A 17905-nucleotide genomic window follows, 5' to 3' on the forward strand; every position below is an offset into this window, starting at 1 on the left:
TAACCTACTGTTTAATTTTCAAAGTTCTTAAATCTACATGGTAGCGGTAACAGGAGTCGAACCTGTGACCTTTCGGGTATGAACCGAACGCTCTAGCCAACTAAGCTATACCGCCACGATATGGTGCCCAGAGGCGGAATCGAACCACCGACACGGGGATTTTCAGTCCCCTGCTCTACCGACTGAGCTATCTGGGCGCACCTTGGTGGGCCTAGCTGGACTCGAACCAGCGACCTCACGCTTATCAGGCGTGCGCTCTAACCACCTGAGCTATAGGCCCATTTTTTTGGTCGAGGTGAAGGGACTCGAACCCCCGGCCCCATGGTCCCAAACCATGTGCGCTACCAAACTGCGCTACACCTCGAAATTCTTTATTTTTTATAGAAATTAATTGGCAGGGGTGGAGGGACTCGAACCCCCGGCGCACGGTTTTGGAGACCGACGCTCTACCAACTGAGCTACACCCCTATAAAAAAAATGTGGTGGGCCATCAGGGACTCGAACCCCAGACCTACCGGTTATGAGCCGGGCGCTCTAACCAACTGAGCTAATGGCCCACATTTTTTTGGTCGAGGTGAAGGGACTCGAACCCCCGGCCCCATGGTCCCAAACCATGTGCGCTACCAAACTGCGCTACACCTCGAAAAAAAATAATGGCGGAGAAGGAGGGATTCGAACCCTCGCACCGGTTACCCAGCCTAAACCCTTAGCAGGGGTTCCTCTTGAGCCACTTGAGTACTTCTCCGTTTATTTAGTTAATGGCGGAGAGGGTGGGATTCGAACCCACGGTGCCGTTAAGCATCACTGGTTTTCAAGACCAGCTCCTTAAACCACTCGGACACCTCTCCACATTGGTGACCCATCCGCGACTCGAACGCGGGACACCCTGATTAAAAGTCAGGTGCTCTACCGACTGAGCTAATGGGTCATATTAAATTTGGCAGGGGATGCAGGACTCGAACCTACGCATGTAGCAGTCAAAGTGCTATGCCTTACCGACTTGGCGAATCCCCTATAAAGTGGTGAGCGCACAGGGATTCGAACCCCGGACACACGCCTTAGAAGGGCGTTGCTCTATCCAGCTGAGCTATGCACCCACATTATAGAATAATTTGGAGCGGGTGAAGGGGATCGAACCCTCACAGCCGGCTTGGAAGGCCGGAACTCTACCATTGAGCTACACCCGCATATTTAATTAAGTGGTGGAGGATGGTGGATTCGAACCACCGAAAGCAATGCTAACAGATTTACAGTCTGCCCCCTTTGGCCGCTCGGGAAATCCTCCGTATTCATGGAGCTGGTGATAGGAATCGAACCTACAACCTGCTGATTACAAGTCAGCTGCTCTACCGTTGAGCCACACCAGCATATTGGCGGGAATAACAGGACTCGAACCTGTGACCCATTGATTAACAGTCAATTGCTCTACCAACTGAGCCATATTCCCGCGTATTTAATTAAGTGGCGACCTGGAAGGGACTCGAACCCTCGACCTCCAGCGTGACAGGCTGGCATTCTAACCAGCTGAACTACCAGGCCGCATATTGGTGGGACTAACAGGGCTCGAACCTGTGACCCCCTGCTTGTAAGGCAGGTGCTCTCCCAGCTGAGCTATAGTCCCGGGATATTGGTGACCCATAGGGGAATCGAACCCCTGTTACCGCCGTGAAAGGGCGGTGTCTTGACCGCTTGACCAATGGGCCTCAACGTAGCTATGTCTTACTCTCCCAGGAGGTCGCCCTCCAAGTACCATCAGCGCTAAAGAGCTTAACTTCTGTGTTCGGTATGGGAACAGGTGTATCCTCTTTGCTATAATAACTACATTGTGTTTTCGTTCTTATCAGAACAAGTATTATAATATCATTTTTATGATATTTTGTCAACACTTTTTTCAAAGTTTTTTAATTAATACTCTGAAAACTGTATATCATTTAATGCTTTATCATTTTATTTTGGTCAAGTCCTCGACCTATTAGTATCGATAAGCTAAATACATTACTGCACTTACACCTTCGACCTATCAACCAGGTAGTCTTCCTGGGGTCTTACCCTTACGGTGGGAAATCTTATCTTGAAGTTGGCTTCGCGCTTAGATGCTTTCAGCGCTTATCCATTCCGTACATAGCTACCCAGCCATGCCCTTGGCAGAACAACTGGTACACCAGAGGTACGTCCATCCCGGTCCTCTCGTACTAAGGACAGGTCTCCTCAAATTTCCTACGCCTGCGACGGATAGGGACCGAACTGTCTCACGACGTTCTGAACCCAGCTCGCGTACCACTTTAATGGGCGAACAGCCCAACCCTTGGGACCTACTACAGCCCCAGGATGTGATGAGCCGACATCGAGGTGCCAAACCTCCCCGTCGATGTGGACTCTTGGGGGAGATAAGCCTGTTATCCCCAGGGTAGCTTTTATCCGTTGAGCGATGGCCCTTCCATGCGGAACCACCGGATCACTAAGTCCGACTTTCGTCCTTGCTCGACCTGTATGTCTTGCAATCAAGCTTCCTTTTGCCTTTACACTCTTCGCACGATTTCCGACCGTGCTGAGGAAACCTTTGAGCGCCTCCGTTACTTTTTGGGAGGCGACCGCCCCAGTCAAACTGCCCACCTGACGGTGTCCCAAGACCTGATTCAAGGCCTCTGGTTAGGATCCCAGTACTACAAGGGTGGTATCCCAAGGGTGACTCCACACAGACTGGCGTCCATGCTTCATAGTCTCCCACCTATCCTGTACATGTAGTACCAAGACCCAACGTCAAGCTACAGTAAAGCTCCATGGGGTCTTTCCGTCCTGTCGCAGGTACCCGGCATCTTCACCGGGATTACAATTTCACCGAGTCTATTGTTGAGACAGTGCCCAAATCGTTACGCCTTTCGTGCGGGTCGGAACTTACCCGACAAGGAATTTCGCTACCTTAGGACCGTTATAGTTACGGCCGCCGTTTACTGGGGCTTAAGTTCACTGCTTCGGATTACTCCTAACAGATCCCCTTAACCTTCCAGCACCGGGCAGGCGTCAGCTCCTATACATCGTCTTGCGACTTAGCAGAAACCTGTGTTTTTGGTAAACAGTCGCTTGGGCCTATTCTCTGCGGCCATCCAAAGGATGGCACCCCTTATCCCTAAGTTACGGGGTCATTTTGCCGAGTTCCTTAACAATAGTTCTCTCGCTGGCCTTAGGATACTCTCCTCACCCACCTGTGTCGGTTTACGGTACGGGCACCTTTAACCTCGGTAGAGACTTTTCTCGACAGTGTGAAATCAGCTACTTCGCCCAAAAGGGCTCCCCATCGTACCCTAGCATTATCAAGACGGATTTGCCTATCTTGACTGCCTCAGTACTTAGCCACACATAACCAACAGTGTGGTTAGCTTATCCTACTGTGTCATCCCATTCCTCAAACGGTTATTGGTGGTACAGGAATATCAACCTGTTGTCCATCACCTACGCCTTTCGGCCTCGGCTTAGGTCCCGACTAACCCAGGGCGGACGAACCTTCCCCTGGAAACCTTGGGTTTACGGCCCATGGGATTCTCACCCACGTCTCGCTACTCATGCCAACATTCTCACTCGTATACTGTCCACATGTCCTTACGGTCATGCTTCAGCCTGCATACGAAGCTCCCCTACCCATCATAAATGATGCCGTAGCTTCGGTAGTACGTTTTAGCCCCGGAAATTTTCGGCGCAGGATCACTCGACCAGTGAGCTATTACGCACTCTTTAAATGAGTGGCTGCTTCTAAGCCAACATCCTGGTTGTCTGTGCAATCCCACATCCTTTACCACTTAACGTACATTTAGGGACCTTAGCTGACGATCTGGGCTGTTGCCCTCTTGACTATGAATCTTATCACCCACAGTCTGACTCCTGAGCAAAAGAAGACGGCATTCGGAGTTTGATAGTCTTCGGTAAGTGCAATACCCCCTAGGACATTCAGTGCTCTACCTCCGTTTCTCTAAGCTCAAGGCTAGCCCTAAAGCTATTTCGGGGAGAACCAGCTATCTCCGGGCTCGATTGGAATTTCACCGCTATCCACAAGTCATCCCCGAGCTTTTCAACGCTCGTGGGTTCGGTCCTCCACGAAATTTTACTTTCGCTTCAACCTGCTCATGGATAGGTCGCCCGGTTTCGGGTCTACGTCAAGTAACTTAAATCGCCCATTTAAGACTCGCTTTCGCTACGGCTCCACACCTTAAGTGCTTAACCTTGCTACTTAACGTAACTCGTTGGCCCGTTCTACAAAAAGTACGCGGTCACACAAGTAATGTGCTCCCACAGCTTGTAAGTGCAGGGTTTCAGGTTCTATTTCACTCCCCTCCCGGGGTTCTTTTCACCTTTCCCTCACGGTACTATGCGCTATCGGTCACTAGGTAGTATTTAGGCTTGGAGGATGGTCCCTCCTGCTTCCCACAGGGTTTCACGTGTCCCGTGGTACTCTGGATCATATCTATCGAATTATCGTTTCAACTACGTGGCTGTTACACTTTATAGCGGAGCTTTCCAACTCTCTTCATCTACGATGACCTCGACCTTGATGATATGTCCGCAACCCCAACAAAGAAAACTTTGTTGGTTTGGCCTGTTCCGCGTTCGCTCGCCGCTACTTACGGAATCGATTTTTCTTTCTCTTCCTCCAGGTACTTAGATGTTTCAGTTCCCCGGGTTCCCCTCGCTAAGCTATGTATTCACTTAACGATACTTAGACATTACTCTAAGTGAGTTTCCTCATTCGGAAATCTTCGGATCAAAGTTTACGTGCAACTCCCCGAAGCTTATCGCAGCTTATCACGTCCTTCATCGGCTCCTAGTGCCAAGGCATCCGCCCTGCACCCTTAATAACTTGACCAGTTATTAAAGTTATTTTAAAGACTTTTCTTGTCTATTTATAAAAAATGATGTCATATCACTAAATGTTATACAGTTTTCAAAGTACTAATGGTGGAGATGAGGAGGATCGAACTCCTGACCCCTTGCGTGCAAGGCAAGTGCTCTCCCAGCTGAGCTACACCCCCATGTCATTTTTCAACATAAACATTTTATTATATTTGTCGAATTTTGTCAAGAGATTTTTTATAAAAACTCTCAAAATTAAACAGTAGGTAATTCTCCTTAGAAAGGAGGTGATCCAGCCGCACCTTCCGATACGGCTACCTTGTTACGACTTCACCCCAGTTATTGATTTCACCTTCGACGGACACTTCCAAAAGGTTAGCTATCCGGCTTCGGGCGCCCCCAACTTCCGTGGTGTGACGGGCGGTGTGTACAAGACCCGGGAACGCATTCACCGCAGCATTCTGATCTGCGATTACTAGTAACTCCAGCTTCATGTAGGCGAGTTTCAGCCTACAATCCGAACTGAGAATGGCTTTAAGGGATTAGCTCCACCTCACGGTTTGGCTGCCCTCTGTACCACCCATTGTAGCACGTGTGTAGCCCTAAGCATAAGGGGCATGATGATTTGACGTCATCCCCACCTTCCTCCAGGTTATCCCTGGCAGTCCCTCTAGAGTGCCCAACTTAATGATGGCAACTAAAGGCAAGGGTTGCGCTCGTTGCGGGACTTAACCCAACATCTCACGACACGAGCTGACGACAACCATGCACCACCTGTCACTTCTGTCCCCGAAGGGAAAGATGCGATTAGGCATCGGTCAAAAGGATGTCAAGCTTAGGTAAGGTTCTTCGCGTTGCTTCGAATTAAACCACATGCTCCGCTACTTGTGCGGGTCCCCGTCAATTCCTTTGAGTTTCACTCTTGCGAGCGTACTTCCCAGGCGGAGTACTTAATGCGTTAGCTGCGCCACCGAAGGGGGTAACCTCCGACAGCTAGTACTCATCGTTTACGGCGTGGACTACCAGGGTATCTAATCCTGTTTGCTCCCCACGCTTTCGTGCCTCAGCGTCAGTTACAGTCCAGAGAGCCGCCTTCGCAACTGGTATTCCTCCTAATATCTACGCATTTCACCGCTACACTAGGAATTCTACTCTCCTCTCCTGCACTCAAGTCTTACAGTTTCAAGAGCTTACTACGGTTGAGCCGTAGCCTTTCACTCCTGACTTGAAAGACCGCCTACGCACCCTTTACGCCCAGTAATTCCGGATAACGCTAGCCCCCTACGTATTACCGCGGCTGCTGGCACGTAGTTAGCCGGGGCTTCCTCCTCAAGTACCGTCATTATCTTCCTTGAGGACAGAGCTTTACGACCCGAAGGCCTTCATCGCTCACGCGGCGTTGCTGCATCAGGCTTTCGCCCATTGTGCAATATTCCCCACTGCTGCCTCCCGTAGGAGTTTGGACCGTGTCTCAGTTCCAATGTGGCCGATCACCCTCTCAGGTCGGCTACTGATCGTCGCCTTGGTAAGCCATTACCTTACCAACTAGCTAATCAGACGCGGGTCCATCCTGTACCGCAAAAGCTTTGATGTTTTTACCATGCGATAAAAACATATTATCTCGTATTAGCATACCTTTCGGTATGTTATCCGTGTGTACAGGGCAGGTTACCCACGCGTTACTCACCCGTCCGCCGCTCTTTACCGAAGTAAATCGCTCGACTTGCATGTGTTAGGCACGCCGCCAGCGTTCATCCTGAGCCAGGATCAAACTCTCAAATAAAAGTTGTTACCTGCTCAGACTATCATTATCTGAATATCTGGCTTGGTTTGTTTTCGATTCTTTTAAGAATCAGTTATTATAAATTAACCTACTGTTTAATTTTCAAAGTTCTTATTTACACTTTATTTTGTGTTTTTCGTTTTGCCTTTTTCTTAAGGACAAGTAATACTATACCACCTTATTTTTATAACGTCAACACTTTTTCAAAACTTTTTTTAATTTTATTTTGCTATCTTAGTTTCATATATATTTACTTGTTCTCTAGCTTTAGTAATTTCAACACTTCTAGCTTTTTTATTTTTACTTAAATCTAAAATTTTTATTACATCTTTGCAAAAATAAATCATAATTTCTCCAACTAATAAACTAACACATATTAAACATATCCAATTCATAACCCCAAACATACTATTTCCCCCTAAACTTAATTTTATGTATTTTTCTATATTTTTATTAAGCTTTCCTTTATAAAAATTAATCTATATATCTTCATTTTTTATTTTTTTAATATCCTTTCTCCCATTGGGATACTATATTCTTCACTATTTTGTATATTTTTTTAATGATTCTTGCTAAAAATTATATTTTATTATTTAATCTTTTATCAATTTTTTGCATAGTAAATAAGATTTTTAACGCTTAAAATACATTACTTCTAGTTGTAAGCGCTATATTATATTTAAACCTTAATTATCATTAAATCAAAATAAAAACCCTATAAAATAGCTTTTAAAAGCTATTTTATAGGGTTTTTATTCATAATCTATTCTTCGTCTGCTTTGTTGCTTGTAGAGTTATCTATTGGTTTCATTGTTGGGAATAAAATTACGTCTCTTATAGATGGAGAATTTGTTAATAACATCATAACTCTATCTATACCTATTCCTAATCCACCAGTTGGAGGAAGACCTACTTCTAGAGCATTTACGAAATCTTCATCCATATCACAAGCTTCGTCATCTCCTAATTCTTTCTTTCTTAATTGGTCCATAAATCTTTCTTTTTGATCTATTGGATCATTTAACTCAGAGAATGCGTTAGCTAATTCCCACTTATTTGCGAATGCTTCGAATCTATCTGTTTTTCTTGGATCTTCTACATTTCTCTTAGCAAGTGGAGATACTTCAACTGGATGGTGAGTTATAAATGTAGGTTGGATTAACTTATCTTCTCCAAATTCTTCGAACATTGCATTTATAACTTCTCCTCTTCTCATTCCAGGAGTTATTTCTATTCCTTTTTCTTTAGCAACTGCTAAAGCCTCTTCATCTGTGTCTATTTTTGAGAAATCTACACCAGTATATTCTTTAACACAGTCTTCCATAGTCATTCTTCTCCATGGAGGAGTGAAGTCTATTTCAGTTCCTTGATAATTTACCTTCATGCTTCCTGTAGCAGCTTCAGCCATATAAGCTATAACATTTTCAGTTATATCCATCATATCTGTGTAATCTGCATAAGCTTGGTATAATTCTATAGCAGTATACTCTGGGTTATGCTTTATAGACATACCTTCATTTCTAAACATTCTACCCATTTCGTATACTTTATCAAATCCACCAACTATAAGTCTCTTTAAGTATAATTCGTTGGCAATTCTCATGTACATAGGTATATCTAGTGTATTGTGATGAGTTATGAAAGGTCTAGCATTAGCCCCACCAGCTATAGTATTTAATATTGGTGTTTCAACTTCTAAGAATCCTCTTTCATCTAGGAAAGATCTTAAAGCTTTTAATGCTTTAGTTCTAGTTAAGAAAGCATCTTTAACTTCTGGGTTAACTATTAAGTCAACATATCTTTGTCTATATCTTAAATCTTGGTCTTTTAATCCATGATATTTTTCTGGTAATATTTGAAGTGATTTAGATAATAAAACAACTTCATTTGCTTTTACAGAGATTTCTTCTTTTTTAGTCTTGAATACTTCACCTTCAAGCCCTATTATATCTCCTATATCATATGTAGAGAATATAGCATACTCTTCTTCACCTATTCTATCAAGTCTAACGTAGCATTGTATTCTTCCATCTTGATCTTGTATATCGATGAATCCTGCTTTACCTTGAAGTCTCTTACTCATTATACGTCCAGCTATTCTAACTACTTTTCCTTTAAATTCTTCAAAGTTATTTTTTATTTCCATAGAGTTAGTAGTTCTGTCATATCTACTTTGGTGGAAAGGATCTCTTCCCATTTCTTGTAGCTTAGCTAACTTATCTCTTCTTATTTGAAGAACTTCACTAAGTTCTTCTTGAGTTTGATCATTATTCATTTGTTGATCATTATTCATTTGTTTTACCTCCCATATTATCTTTTTATTTCTAATATTTCAAACTTAGCAACTCCGTCTGGTACTTGTACTTCTACAACATCTCCTATAGTTCTTCCTAAAAGAGCTTTTCCTACAGGAGATTCATTTGATATTCTTCCTTCATATGGGTCTGCTTCTGCTGAACCTACTATTGTATATTCAACTTCTTCATCAAATTCAACATCGTTTACTTTAACTATTGAACCTATAGTAACAACATTAACATCTATTTGACTTTCATCTATGATAACAGCTCTTCTTATCATACTTTCTAACTTCATTATTCTCTCTTCAACTTGAGCTTGCTCATTCTTAGCTTCATCATACTCAGAGTTTTCAGATATATCTCCAAAAGATATAGCTACCTTTATTCTATCAGCAACTTCTCTTCTTCTTACAGTTTTTAAAAACTCTACTTCTTCCTCTAACTTATCGAATCCTTCTTGAGTTAACAGTATTTCTTTCTTATCTTCCATGACCCCTACAACTCCTTCACTATGTATTTGGGCATAAGCCCAATTTTTAAATTTTGCTCAAAATATACATTTTTAATTTATGCGCTATATTATAAGTTACTCTTATTTCAATGTCAAGCAGTCTTCCATATACTCACGTAGCTTAGATACTACTTCTTCATGGCTTTCTATCTTATTTATTTCATCTCTAACTCTAGCAGAGTTTTTAAGTCCTTTTAGGTACCAACCTATATGCTTTCTCATTTCTCTTACAGCAACATATTCTCCATGCTCTTTTACCGCTAAATCTAAATGTTTAATAGAAGTGTTTATCTTTTCTTCTAATGTTGGTTCTGGTAATATCTCACCAGTTTGCATGTAATGATTTATTCTCTTGAATATCCATGGGTTACCTTGAGCCCCTCTACCTATCATTATAGCATCACAATTTGTTTTGTCTAATATATTTCTAGCATCTTCTACTGTAAATACATCTCCATTTCCTATGACAGGTATACTTATATTTTTCTTTATTTCACCTATTATATCCCAATCTGCTTTTCCAGAATAATATTGTTCTCTAGTTCTACCATGTATAGCTAAAGCACTTATACCACAAGCTTCTGCTATTTTAGCTATCTCCACTGCATTTATGCTATTGTCGTCCCAACCTTTTCTTATTTTTAAAGTTACTGGCTTATCTGAATTTTTAACTACGGCCTTTAAAACTTCTTCAGCGAGCTTAGGATTTTTCATAAGAGCTGATCCATCACCATTTTTAACAACTTTAGGTGCTGGACATCCCATATTTATATCTAATACTTCATTTGGGTATTCATTCATTATTTGAGCAGCCCTTCCCATAAACTCTGGGTCTGAGCCAAATATTTGAACTGCTACTGGATGCTCTGCATCTTCTATTTTAAGCATTTTTTTAGTATTCTCATCATCATAACATAATGCCTTAGCATTTATCATTTCCGTATAAAGCATTCCACAGTTTTGTTCTTTACATATAAGCCTAAATGGTAAGTCTGTTACACCAGCCATTGGCGATAAAAAGACTTTATTTTCAAGCTCTAAATTTCCTATTTTTATCATTTGTCTCCTCCTATATGATGTATTTTTATTATTTATATATATCCATAAATTAATTCATTATCACAAAATTCATAATTTAGATACATATTTTGAAATTGATTTATTCAAAAAAAGAATTGGGCAAATAACCCAATTCCCTCTATTCTTTGTTCTTCTCGTATATTAATCTTAATCCTTCTAAAGTTAAGTATTTATCTACATAGTCTATAGAATCTGTTTCTGATGCTATAAGAGTTGATAATCCTCCTGTAGCAACAACTTTTATGTTTTCATAATCAAGTTCTTTTTTCATCATTTCTATTATCTTATCAACTAATCCCACATATCCATAAACTATTCCAGCTTGCATAGCTGATACAGTATTTTTGCATACTGTAGTTCCTGGTTTTATAAGTTCAACTCTAGGAAGTTTTGATGCTCTTTGGAATAAAGCTTCACTTGATATCTTTATCCCTGGAGCTATAGTACCTCCTAAGTATTCACCTTTATCAGATATAGCACAGAATGTTGTAGCTGTTCCAAAATCAACTATTATAAGTGGATATTTGTACTTTTCTATACCAGCAACAGCATTTACAATTCTATCTGCCCCTACTTGCTTAGGATTGTCGTATTTTATATTCAATCCTGTTTTTATCCCAGGACCAACTATCTTAGGATTTATGTTACAGTATTTTATACAAAAATTTTCAAGAGAATGCATTACATTTGGTACAACTGAAGATATTATTATATCCTCTATTTCATTTATATCTATATTATCAAATTTAAATAAGTTACTTATTAACATTCCATATTCATCAGACGTCTTTTCTTTGTCTGTGTTTATTCTCCAGTCTTTTATTAACTGTTTTTCTTTATATATACCTAAAACCATATTGGTATTTCCAACATCAAATACTAAAAGCATTTATTATTAACCTTCTTTCTACCTTTTGATGACTTTTTTTAGGGCCATTATAACAGGTGATACTACTAAAGCTCCAATTATCGCTTCAGGTATACCATTTGTTGCTGCAAGAGTAAATATAAATGTTCCTGCAGTAGAAGCACTTGCCCCACTTACTTCAGCAAACCTAGCTCCATATAAGATATAAATCATGCCTAAAACACCTGCTGTGTTTATTATAGAACCTAATCCTCCGGCTAATAATCCTGATATAGATGCTTTTTTAGTTAACTTCATGGCGAATTCATATATATAATACGCTAGTATTCCTATCAACACTCTTGGAAGTATAGACACTAGTGGATTAATAAATGCGAAAGATGTTATCGTAGGTTGAGTCAATGCCTTTATAAGGCTAGTCAGACCAAATATAAACCCTACTGTAGCTCCAACTATAGGACCTTCTATAATTGAACCTATGATAACAGGTACATGCATTATAGTTGCATTAGTGGGTCCTATAGGTATATACCCTATCCCTGGTATCATTGACATCATAATAGATACTGCGGAAAGCACACCTATTATAGCCATCTTTCTTACGTTCACATTTTTTGTAGCTTTTGTTTGCACGTTCATAAAATACACCTCCGTTCCAGCTCATAAAGATGCCGGACTTCTTAAATTATTTAGTTTTTTTAATTCCCTTGATATCAAGTCAGGCTCCTATATCTCAAGGATGCCAGCTGTAACAAGAATAATTGTATCAATAGGAAATAACATTGTCAACAATTCTTAGTTTCCTATTATTTCTTTATATGAAGGTATATTCTTTATAGAATTTGCATTTTTTATTGCATTTATTACACTTTTTTCTACAACCTCTGTAGCTATAGAACTAACTAAAGTTATATCTGACTCTATTTCCCCTGTAGCCATTGTGAAAATTGTATCTCCATCATGAGGTGTATGTATAGGGAATATAGATTTTGCATAACCATTATGTGCCACTTGAGATACTTTCTTGCACCCTGCTTTATCCAGCTTAGCATTAGTAATAACTACCCCTATAGTAGTGTTATCTATGCTAAATCCACCTTTTGAGAATCCTTCTTTCAAAATATCATAAGTGCTAAGATTTTTCTTTTTACTATCATCTAAAACCCCAGCTATTAATTTCCCATCTTCATACACATCTCCAAAAGCATTTACAGCAACTAATGCAGATACAACTAATCCATTTTCTAATTCTATAGAATAGCTTCCTATTCCACCTTTCATACAGTATTCTGGTCCTCTTATCTTTCCTACTGTAGCTCCACATCCTGCACCATAATTACCTTGTCTTAACTCTTTATCTGTGGCAACTTCACAAGCCTTATACCCCATATCTATATTTGGTCTACATTTTGGATCCCCTACTATTAAATCAAATAATACAGCTCCAACTACTATAGGTACTTTAGCTACTCCAACATCAAACCCTATATTATGTTCTTCCAAATATTTGCTTACTCCACATGTAGATTCTAATCCAAATGCAGAGCCACCAGACAGAACAACTGCATGTACTTTTTGTATCATATTTATAGGATCTAATAAATCAGTTTCTCTTGTACCCGGCGCTGAACCTCTAACATCTACTCCACATGTAGCACCTTCTTCACATATAACAACAGTACATCCTGTTAACCCTTCAGTATCTTGAACTTGACCTACTTTTATACCTTTTACATCTAAAATATTGTTATACATATCCTTTAATCCCCCTTATAGAAATCTCTCCTGATATAATCTCTTTAATAGAACCATCATTTCTCTTTATAATTAAATTTCCCTCTTCATTTATATCTAAACATCTAACTAATTCTTTTTCTTCGCCTCTTATGGTGTATATTTCCTTTCCAATTATAGCTGAATGTCTTCTACAAATATCTAAAACTTTTTCTTTTGAATTATTATTTATATACTCTAGATACAGACTTTCAAATTCTAATAATATATTCCTTACTATATCGACTCTAGATACAATATAATTTTCCTTATATAGAGATGTAGCTACATCACATATTTCCTGGGAAAACTCCATAGTTTTTACATTTATTCCAATACCTAAGACAATATGATTAATTCTTTCTATTTCTGCAGATAGTTCAGTTAATATTCCACATATTTTTTTTTCATTTAATATAATGTCGTTTGGCCATTTGATTTTAGCATTTACACCTAGCTTATTTAAAGCTTCCACTATACTTGCTCCTGCTATTAATGTTATGAATGGTGCCTTATATGGAACTATATTTGGTTTAAGTATTATACTCATCCATATTCCTTCATATGAATTAGAATGCCAATTCCTACCTAGCCTACCTCTACCTTTTGTTTGCTCTTCGCTTATAATAACTGCACCTTCAGACTCTTCATTACCTATCTTCTTAGCATAATCATTTGTAGAATCAATTGTGTCGAAATGAATAATTTTCTTACCTAAAATTTTAGTATGTAGATTATGGTATATATTATCATAAGTAAGTAAATCATCAGGCTTTTCTATCAATCTATATCCTTTCTTGTTTACTGATTCAATATTATATCCCTCTTCTCTAAGAGATTTTATATGTTTCCAAACAGCTGTTCTAGATATTCCTAATTTTTTAGATAATTCTTCCCCTGAAATAAATTTACTTTTATTATCTAATATTTCTTGTATTATCTTCTTTCTCATCCTTCACCTCTATCTATAAAAACTTTATACAACCGTATTACTTTTTTAATTTATAACTAATTATACATTATCTATTAATATTTTCACATTTCAAATAACTTTTAATTTTAATTTATTTTTAATCAACATTACATTAATTAGCATTCTAACAAAATAACTATTTATTTAACACTCTAAAGCTTTATCTATTCAATGAGAACAAAAATATCACCATTCATTATAAAAAGATTTATAACCTATTCTATTAGCTTTAATTTTATATTTTATTAATATACTAAATGCATTATAGATTTATAGTATAAAAAAGAACCTTGATTAATCAAGGTTCTTTTTTATACTACTTGTTATCTATATCATTTTGAGTAGTGTCTTCATTTGTAGTATTTTCTAGGTTATTATATTTTACTTCAGACTCTTCTGTTGTTATAGCAGTTGTATCAACTTTAGATTCATTATTTTCTAAAGGCAATTCTTTATCAAAAGCTTTTATAAATTGCTCTGCATCTAAAGTTTCATGTACTAATAATGCTTGAGCTATATACTCTAAACTATCCATATTATCTTGTAGTAATTTTTTAGTTCTAGCATAAGCTTCATCAACTATTCTGCTTACTTCCTTATCTATTTCATAAGCTATTTCTTCTGAGTAATTCTTTTTAGAATTGAAGCTATTTCCTAGGAATACCTCATCCTCTTGATCACCAAATGCCATAGGTCCAAGCTTTGAACTCATTCCATATTTAGTAACCATACTTCTAGCTGTAGATGCTACTCTTTCTAAGTCATTTGATGCTCCCGTAGATATATCATCTAAAACTAATTCTTCAGCAACTCTACCACCTAGTAAGACAACTATGTTTTCTTTCATTTCATTCTTCGTTGCATAGAATTTATCTTCAACAGGAAGTTGCATAGTAAATCCTCCTGCTCTTCCTCTTGGTACTATTGTAACTTGATGAACTGGGCTTACATGTTCAAGTACATGCGCACAAACGGCATGACCTGCTTCATGATATGCTGTAAGTCTTCTTTCAGGTTCACTTATTACTCTAGACTTCTTAGCAACACCTGCTATAACTTTTGTTATAGCTTCTTCTATTGTTTCCATTTGGATTTTCTTTTCTCTTTTTCTAGCTGTTAATATAGCAGCCTCATTCATTAAGTTCTCTATATCTGCTGGAGTAAATCCAGGTGTTCTCTTAGCTAAAACTTCAATATTAACATCATCTGCTAATGGCTTATTCTTAGAATGAACCTTAAATATAGCTTCTCTACCTTTAACATCTGGTGCTCCTACAACTACCTGTCTATCAAATCTTCCTGGTCTAAGTAATGCTGGATCAAGTATATCTGGTCTATTAGTTGCAGCCATTATTATGATTCCTTGATTAACACCAAAACCATCCATTTCAACTAGAAGTTGGTTAAGTGTTTGTTCTCTCTCATCATGACCTCCACCAAGACCTGCTCCTCTTTTTCTACCAACAGCATCTATTTCGTCTATAAATATTATAGCTGGTGCATTCTTTTTAGCTTGTTCAAATAGGTCTCTAACTCTAGATGCCCCTACCCCAACAAACATTTCAACGAAGTCAGAACCACTTATACTAAAGAATGGAACTCCTGCTTCTCCTGCAACTGCTCTTGATAAGTAAGTCTTACCTGTACCCGGAGGACCTACCATAAGTATACCTTTTGGTATTCTTGCTCCTAAATCAATATACTTTTTAGGGTTTTTCAAGAAGTCTACAACTTCTTGTAAATCTTCTTTTTCTTCATTTAAACCTGCTACATCTTTAAATGTAACTCTAGTTTTTTCGTCATCTTTATGAACTTTAGCTTTTGACTTACCGAAGTTCATAACCTTTCCGCCTCCGCCTTGAGACTGATTCATGAAGACAAACCATATTATTACCATGAAGAATATTAATAATAGTGTCGGTAACATTTCTACAAACCAAGGAGTTGATGGTCTTGGCTCTCCACCAAACACTAATTTACCTTCCATAGCTTGGCTTAAGATTTCATTAGCTAATTTATCTCCCATTACTTCTTTTGGAACATATGACCTAAACTTTACGTTAGAGTTTTTTATAGTTCCTTCTACTGCAGTCCCATCAACAAAATGTATTCTTGATACATTTCCTTTTTCTAATTCTCTATATACCTTAGAGAACTGCATATTTTCTATCTTTTCAGTAGGTTTTCCTGAAAACTGTACTATTCCTACTATGATTATAAATATTAGTAGGTAGAAACCTATTCCCTTGAAAAATTTATTCAAAAGAAGTCCTCCTTTCCTATATCGTTTTATTCTATATTTTCTTAAAGGTAATCTTTAAGACTTCCTTTGTACTATTGTCTATTTTGTAATTTTCACTATTTTTATAATCACCTACACATAAGATACCTTGCTCATCTACTATTATAGGTACATTGCATCTTTCTTCTCTAGGTATTTTTAAATCTATAAATAAGTCTTTTATTTTTTTGCTTCCTGCTGAAAGCTTTATCTTATCGCCTTCTTTTCTACTTCTTACTACTATACCCCCTTTTACTTTATCAAAATCAAAACCTTTAGATTTCTTATCTAGTTTCATACTCTTATATCTATCTATATTCATTGTTTGAGTTTCTAAAACTAAATTAAGTTCTTTTACTTTAATAAAACCGTTACTAGGTAAATTATAACAAAACTCTATAGTTTCGTTAACTATTTCTTTATTAATTAATAGTATAGTATTTTTTCTTCTATATGCAAATATCCCCCTTGGAAGGGTTATCATTTTATCTATCTTTTTATTATCTTCTAATTGCATAATGTCTTCTATATGCTTTTGGTCTACAAAGTTAGTATCTCCAAGTATATGTTTTATACCTTTTCTTAATACCCTTACCTTGATAGCATCATGAAGTTTTGAATACTTTTGTATATCTATTTCGCAGGCATCTTCTTGTAAATTGGAAACTTCTTTAAATTTAATTTCTGATTCTTCTTGGATATAATCGCTGTCAGTTTTTAAACTATTACTCATTCTTACTATAGATTCTATTACATTTGGATTAAAATTATCCTTCATATATGGTATAAGTTCTAATCTTATTTTATTTCTGGTGTATATAGTTTCTAGATTTGTATGATCTATTCTTGGATTTAATTCGTATTCTTCACAATAAGCTTCTATATCTTTTCTATCTATATCTAATATAGGTCTTATTATATTGTTGTCTCTTATATATTCTATTCCTCTTAATCCTTGAAGTCCAGTCCCTCTCATTATTCTCATAAGTATAGTTTCTGCTTGATCATTTAAGTTATGACCTATAGCTATCTTATTAGATTTTGTCTTTTGCTTTATTTCTTCAAACATTTCATATCTAAGTTTTCTTGCACCTTCTTCTACAGATAAACCATTTTCTTTACAGTACTTAGGTACATCTATAGATTTAACAAAGGATGTTACTCCTAAATTTTCACAAAGTTGAGTTATATATAGTGCATCTTTTTGTGCTTCTATACCTCTTATTTGGTGATTTAAATGAGCTGCATATACTTCTATATCTAGTTTTTCTTTTAGTCTATAAAGTATATGTAATAGACAAACAGAGTCTGGTCCCCCAGAAAGTCCTAAAACTATTTTATCTCCATTTTCTATTAGATTATATTTATTTATAGTACTTAGTACTTTTTCAAATATCATATATTAATACCTCTTACATCTAGTTTTTAGTAACTTTTTATGTATAAAGTTTCTATAAAAAAACTATAAACCCTTGTACGTTTTTTAAAACATTC

10 protein-coding genes, 20 tRNA genes and 3 rRNA genes are annotated in these 17905 nt (G+C 37.6%); all 33 read right to left on the reverse strand.

The genetic code is table 11. The annotated features are described in order from the left end of the window. Positions 1–38: 38 nt before the first annotated feature. The 33 genes from FRIFI_RS13585 to tilS all read right to left on the reverse strand — a co-directional run bounded on the left by FRIFI_RS13585 (position 39) and on the right by tilS (position 17810). A tRNA-Met gene (locus FRIFI_RS13585) sits at positions 39–115 on the reverse strand. 6 nt (positions 116–121) lie between these two features. Continuing rightward, positions 122–197 (reverse strand) — tRNA-Phe (locus tag FRIFI_RS13590). A 6-nt stretch (positions 198–203) separates the two neighbouring features. Beyond that, a tRNA-Ile gene (locus FRIFI_RS13595) sits at positions 204–280 on the reverse strand. A 7-nt stretch (positions 281–287) separates the two neighbouring features. Further along, positions 288–364 (reverse strand) — tRNA-Pro (locus FRIFI_RS13600). 28 nt (positions 365–392) lie between these two features. After that, positions 393–468: transfer RNA gene (locus FRIFI_RS13605), tRNA-Trp, on the reverse strand. A 12-nt stretch (positions 469–480) separates the two neighbouring features. Continuing rightward, positions 481–557 (reverse strand) — tRNA-Ile (locus tag FRIFI_RS13610). 9 nt (positions 558–566) lie between these two features. Further along, positions 567–643: transfer RNA gene (locus tag FRIFI_RS13615), tRNA-Pro, on the reverse strand. Between the two features lie 11 nt (positions 644–654). Beyond that, positions 655–745, reverse strand: a tRNA-Ser gene (locus FRIFI_RS13620). 14 nt (positions 746–759) lie between these two features. Continuing rightward, a tRNA-Ser gene (locus tag FRIFI_RS13625) sits at positions 760–848 on the reverse strand. A 4-nt stretch (positions 849–852) separates the two neighbouring features. Beyond that, a tRNA-Lys gene (locus FRIFI_RS13630) sits at positions 853–928 on the reverse strand. 10 nt (positions 929–938) lie between these two features. Continuing rightward, positions 939–1014, reverse strand: a tRNA-Gln gene (locus tag FRIFI_RS13635). A 6-nt stretch (positions 1015–1020) separates the two neighbouring features. Continuing rightward, positions 1021–1097, reverse strand: a tRNA-Arg gene (locus FRIFI_RS13640). A 16-nt stretch (positions 1098–1113) separates the two neighbouring features. Then, positions 1114–1187 (reverse strand) — tRNA-Gly (locus FRIFI_RS13645). 13 nt (positions 1188–1200) lie between these two features. Continuing rightward, positions 1201–1285 (reverse strand) — tRNA-Tyr (locus tag FRIFI_RS13650). 7 nt (positions 1286–1292) lie between these two features. Beyond that, positions 1293–1367, reverse strand: a tRNA-Thr gene (locus FRIFI_RS13655). A 4-nt stretch (positions 1368–1371) separates the two neighbouring features. Continuing rightward, a tRNA-Asn gene (locus tag FRIFI_RS13660) sits at positions 1372–1447 on the reverse strand. Positions 1448–1462: 15 nt separating this feature from the next. Then, positions 1463–1539 (reverse strand) — tRNA-Asp (locus FRIFI_RS13665). Positions 1540–1545: 6 nt separating this feature from the next. Further along, positions 1546–1621 (reverse strand) — tRNA-Val (locus tag FRIFI_RS13670). A gap of 7 nt (positions 1622–1628) precedes the next feature. Next, positions 1629–1703: transfer RNA gene (locus FRIFI_RS13675), tRNA-Glu, on the reverse strand. Between the two features lie 3 nt (positions 1704–1706). Continuing rightward, a 5S ribosomal RNA gene (gene rrf, locus FRIFI_RS13680) occupies positions 1707–1823 on the reverse strand. Between the two features lie 129 nt (positions 1824–1952). After that, positions 1953–4855: ribosomal RNA gene (locus tag FRIFI_RS13685) — 23S ribosomal RNA — on the reverse strand. 90 nt (positions 4856–4945) lie between these two features. Continuing rightward, positions 4946–5021: transfer RNA gene (locus tag FRIFI_RS13690), tRNA-Ala, on the reverse strand. A gap of 101 nt (positions 5022–5122) precedes the next feature. After that, positions 5123–6625, reverse strand: a 16S ribosomal RNA gene (locus FRIFI_RS13695). The 16S, 23S and 5S rRNA genes sit together here with 20 tRNA genes alongside, the layout of an rRNA operon. A 221-nt stretch (positions 6626–6846) precedes the next feature. Then, entirely contained in the window at positions 6847–7032 is a 186-nt protein-coding gene (locus tag FRIFI_RS13700) for a hypothetical protein (protein WP_092921510.1), read from the reverse strand. A gap of 356 nt (positions 7033–7388) precedes the next feature. After that, positions 7389–8918, reverse strand: a complete 1530-nt coding sequence (gene lysS / locus FRIFI_RS13705; protein ID WP_166506118.1) for a lysine--tRNA ligase — start codon at positions 8916–8918, stop codon at positions 7389–7391. Between the two features lie 17 nt (positions 8919–8935). Further along, positions 8936–9415 (reverse strand): transcription elongation factor GreA, encoded by a 480-nt coding sequence (gene greA, locus FRIFI_RS13710; RefSeq protein ID WP_092921514.1) that lies wholly within the window; start codon positions 9413–9415, stop codon positions 8936–8938. A gap of 102 nt (positions 9416–9517) precedes the next feature. Continuing rightward, entirely contained in the window at positions 9518–10492 is a 975-nt protein-coding gene (gene dusB / locus FRIFI_RS13715) for a tRNA dihydrouridine synthase DusB (protein WP_092921722.1), read from the reverse strand. 142 nt (positions 10493–10634) lie between these two features. Then, complete coding sequence (locus FRIFI_RS13720; RefSeq protein WP_092921516.1) at positions 10635–11405, reverse strand: type III pantothenate kinase; 771 nt, start codon at positions 11403–11405, stop codon at positions 10635–10637. 18 nt (positions 11406–11423) lie between these two features. Continuing rightward, positions 11424–12023 (reverse strand): ECF transporter S component, encoded by a 600-nt coding sequence (locus FRIFI_RS13725; protein WP_242977260.1) that lies wholly within the window; start codon positions 12021–12023, stop codon positions 11424–11426. A gap of 156 nt (positions 12024–12179) precedes the next feature. After that, on the reverse strand, positions 12180–13139 hold the full coding sequence (locus tag FRIFI_RS13730) for a P1 family peptidase (protein ID WP_166506119.1): 960 nt from the start codon (positions 13137–13139) through the stop codon (positions 12180–12182). Continuing rightward, positions 13132–14109: a biotin--[acetyl-CoA-carboxylase] ligase gene (locus FRIFI_RS13735; RefSeq protein WP_166506120.1), complete on the reverse strand. Its 978-nt coding sequence runs from the start codon at positions 14107–14109 to the stop codon at positions 13132–13134. The genes FRIFI_RS13730 and FRIFI_RS13735 overlap by 8 nt, the downstream gene beginning before the upstream one ends. 337 nt (positions 14110–14446) lie before the next feature. Beyond that, positions 14447–16393, reverse strand: a complete 1947-nt coding sequence (gene ftsH, locus FRIFI_RS13740; protein WP_166506121.1) for an ATP-dependent zinc metalloprotease FtsH — start codon at positions 16391–16393, stop codon at positions 14447–14449. 31 nt (positions 16394–16424) lie between these two features. Then, a complete protein-coding gene (gene tilS, locus FRIFI_RS13745) occupies positions 16425–17810 on the reverse strand; it encodes a tRNA lysidine(34) synthetase TilS (protein WP_092921524.1) in 1386 nt (461 codons plus the stop codon). Positions 17811–17905 lie beyond the last annotated feature (95 nt).

It is taken from the genome of Romboutsia hominis (assembly GCF_900002575.1).
GTDB lineage: Bacteria > Bacillota > Clostridia > Peptostreptococcales > Peptostreptococcaceae > Romboutsia_C > Romboutsia_C hominis.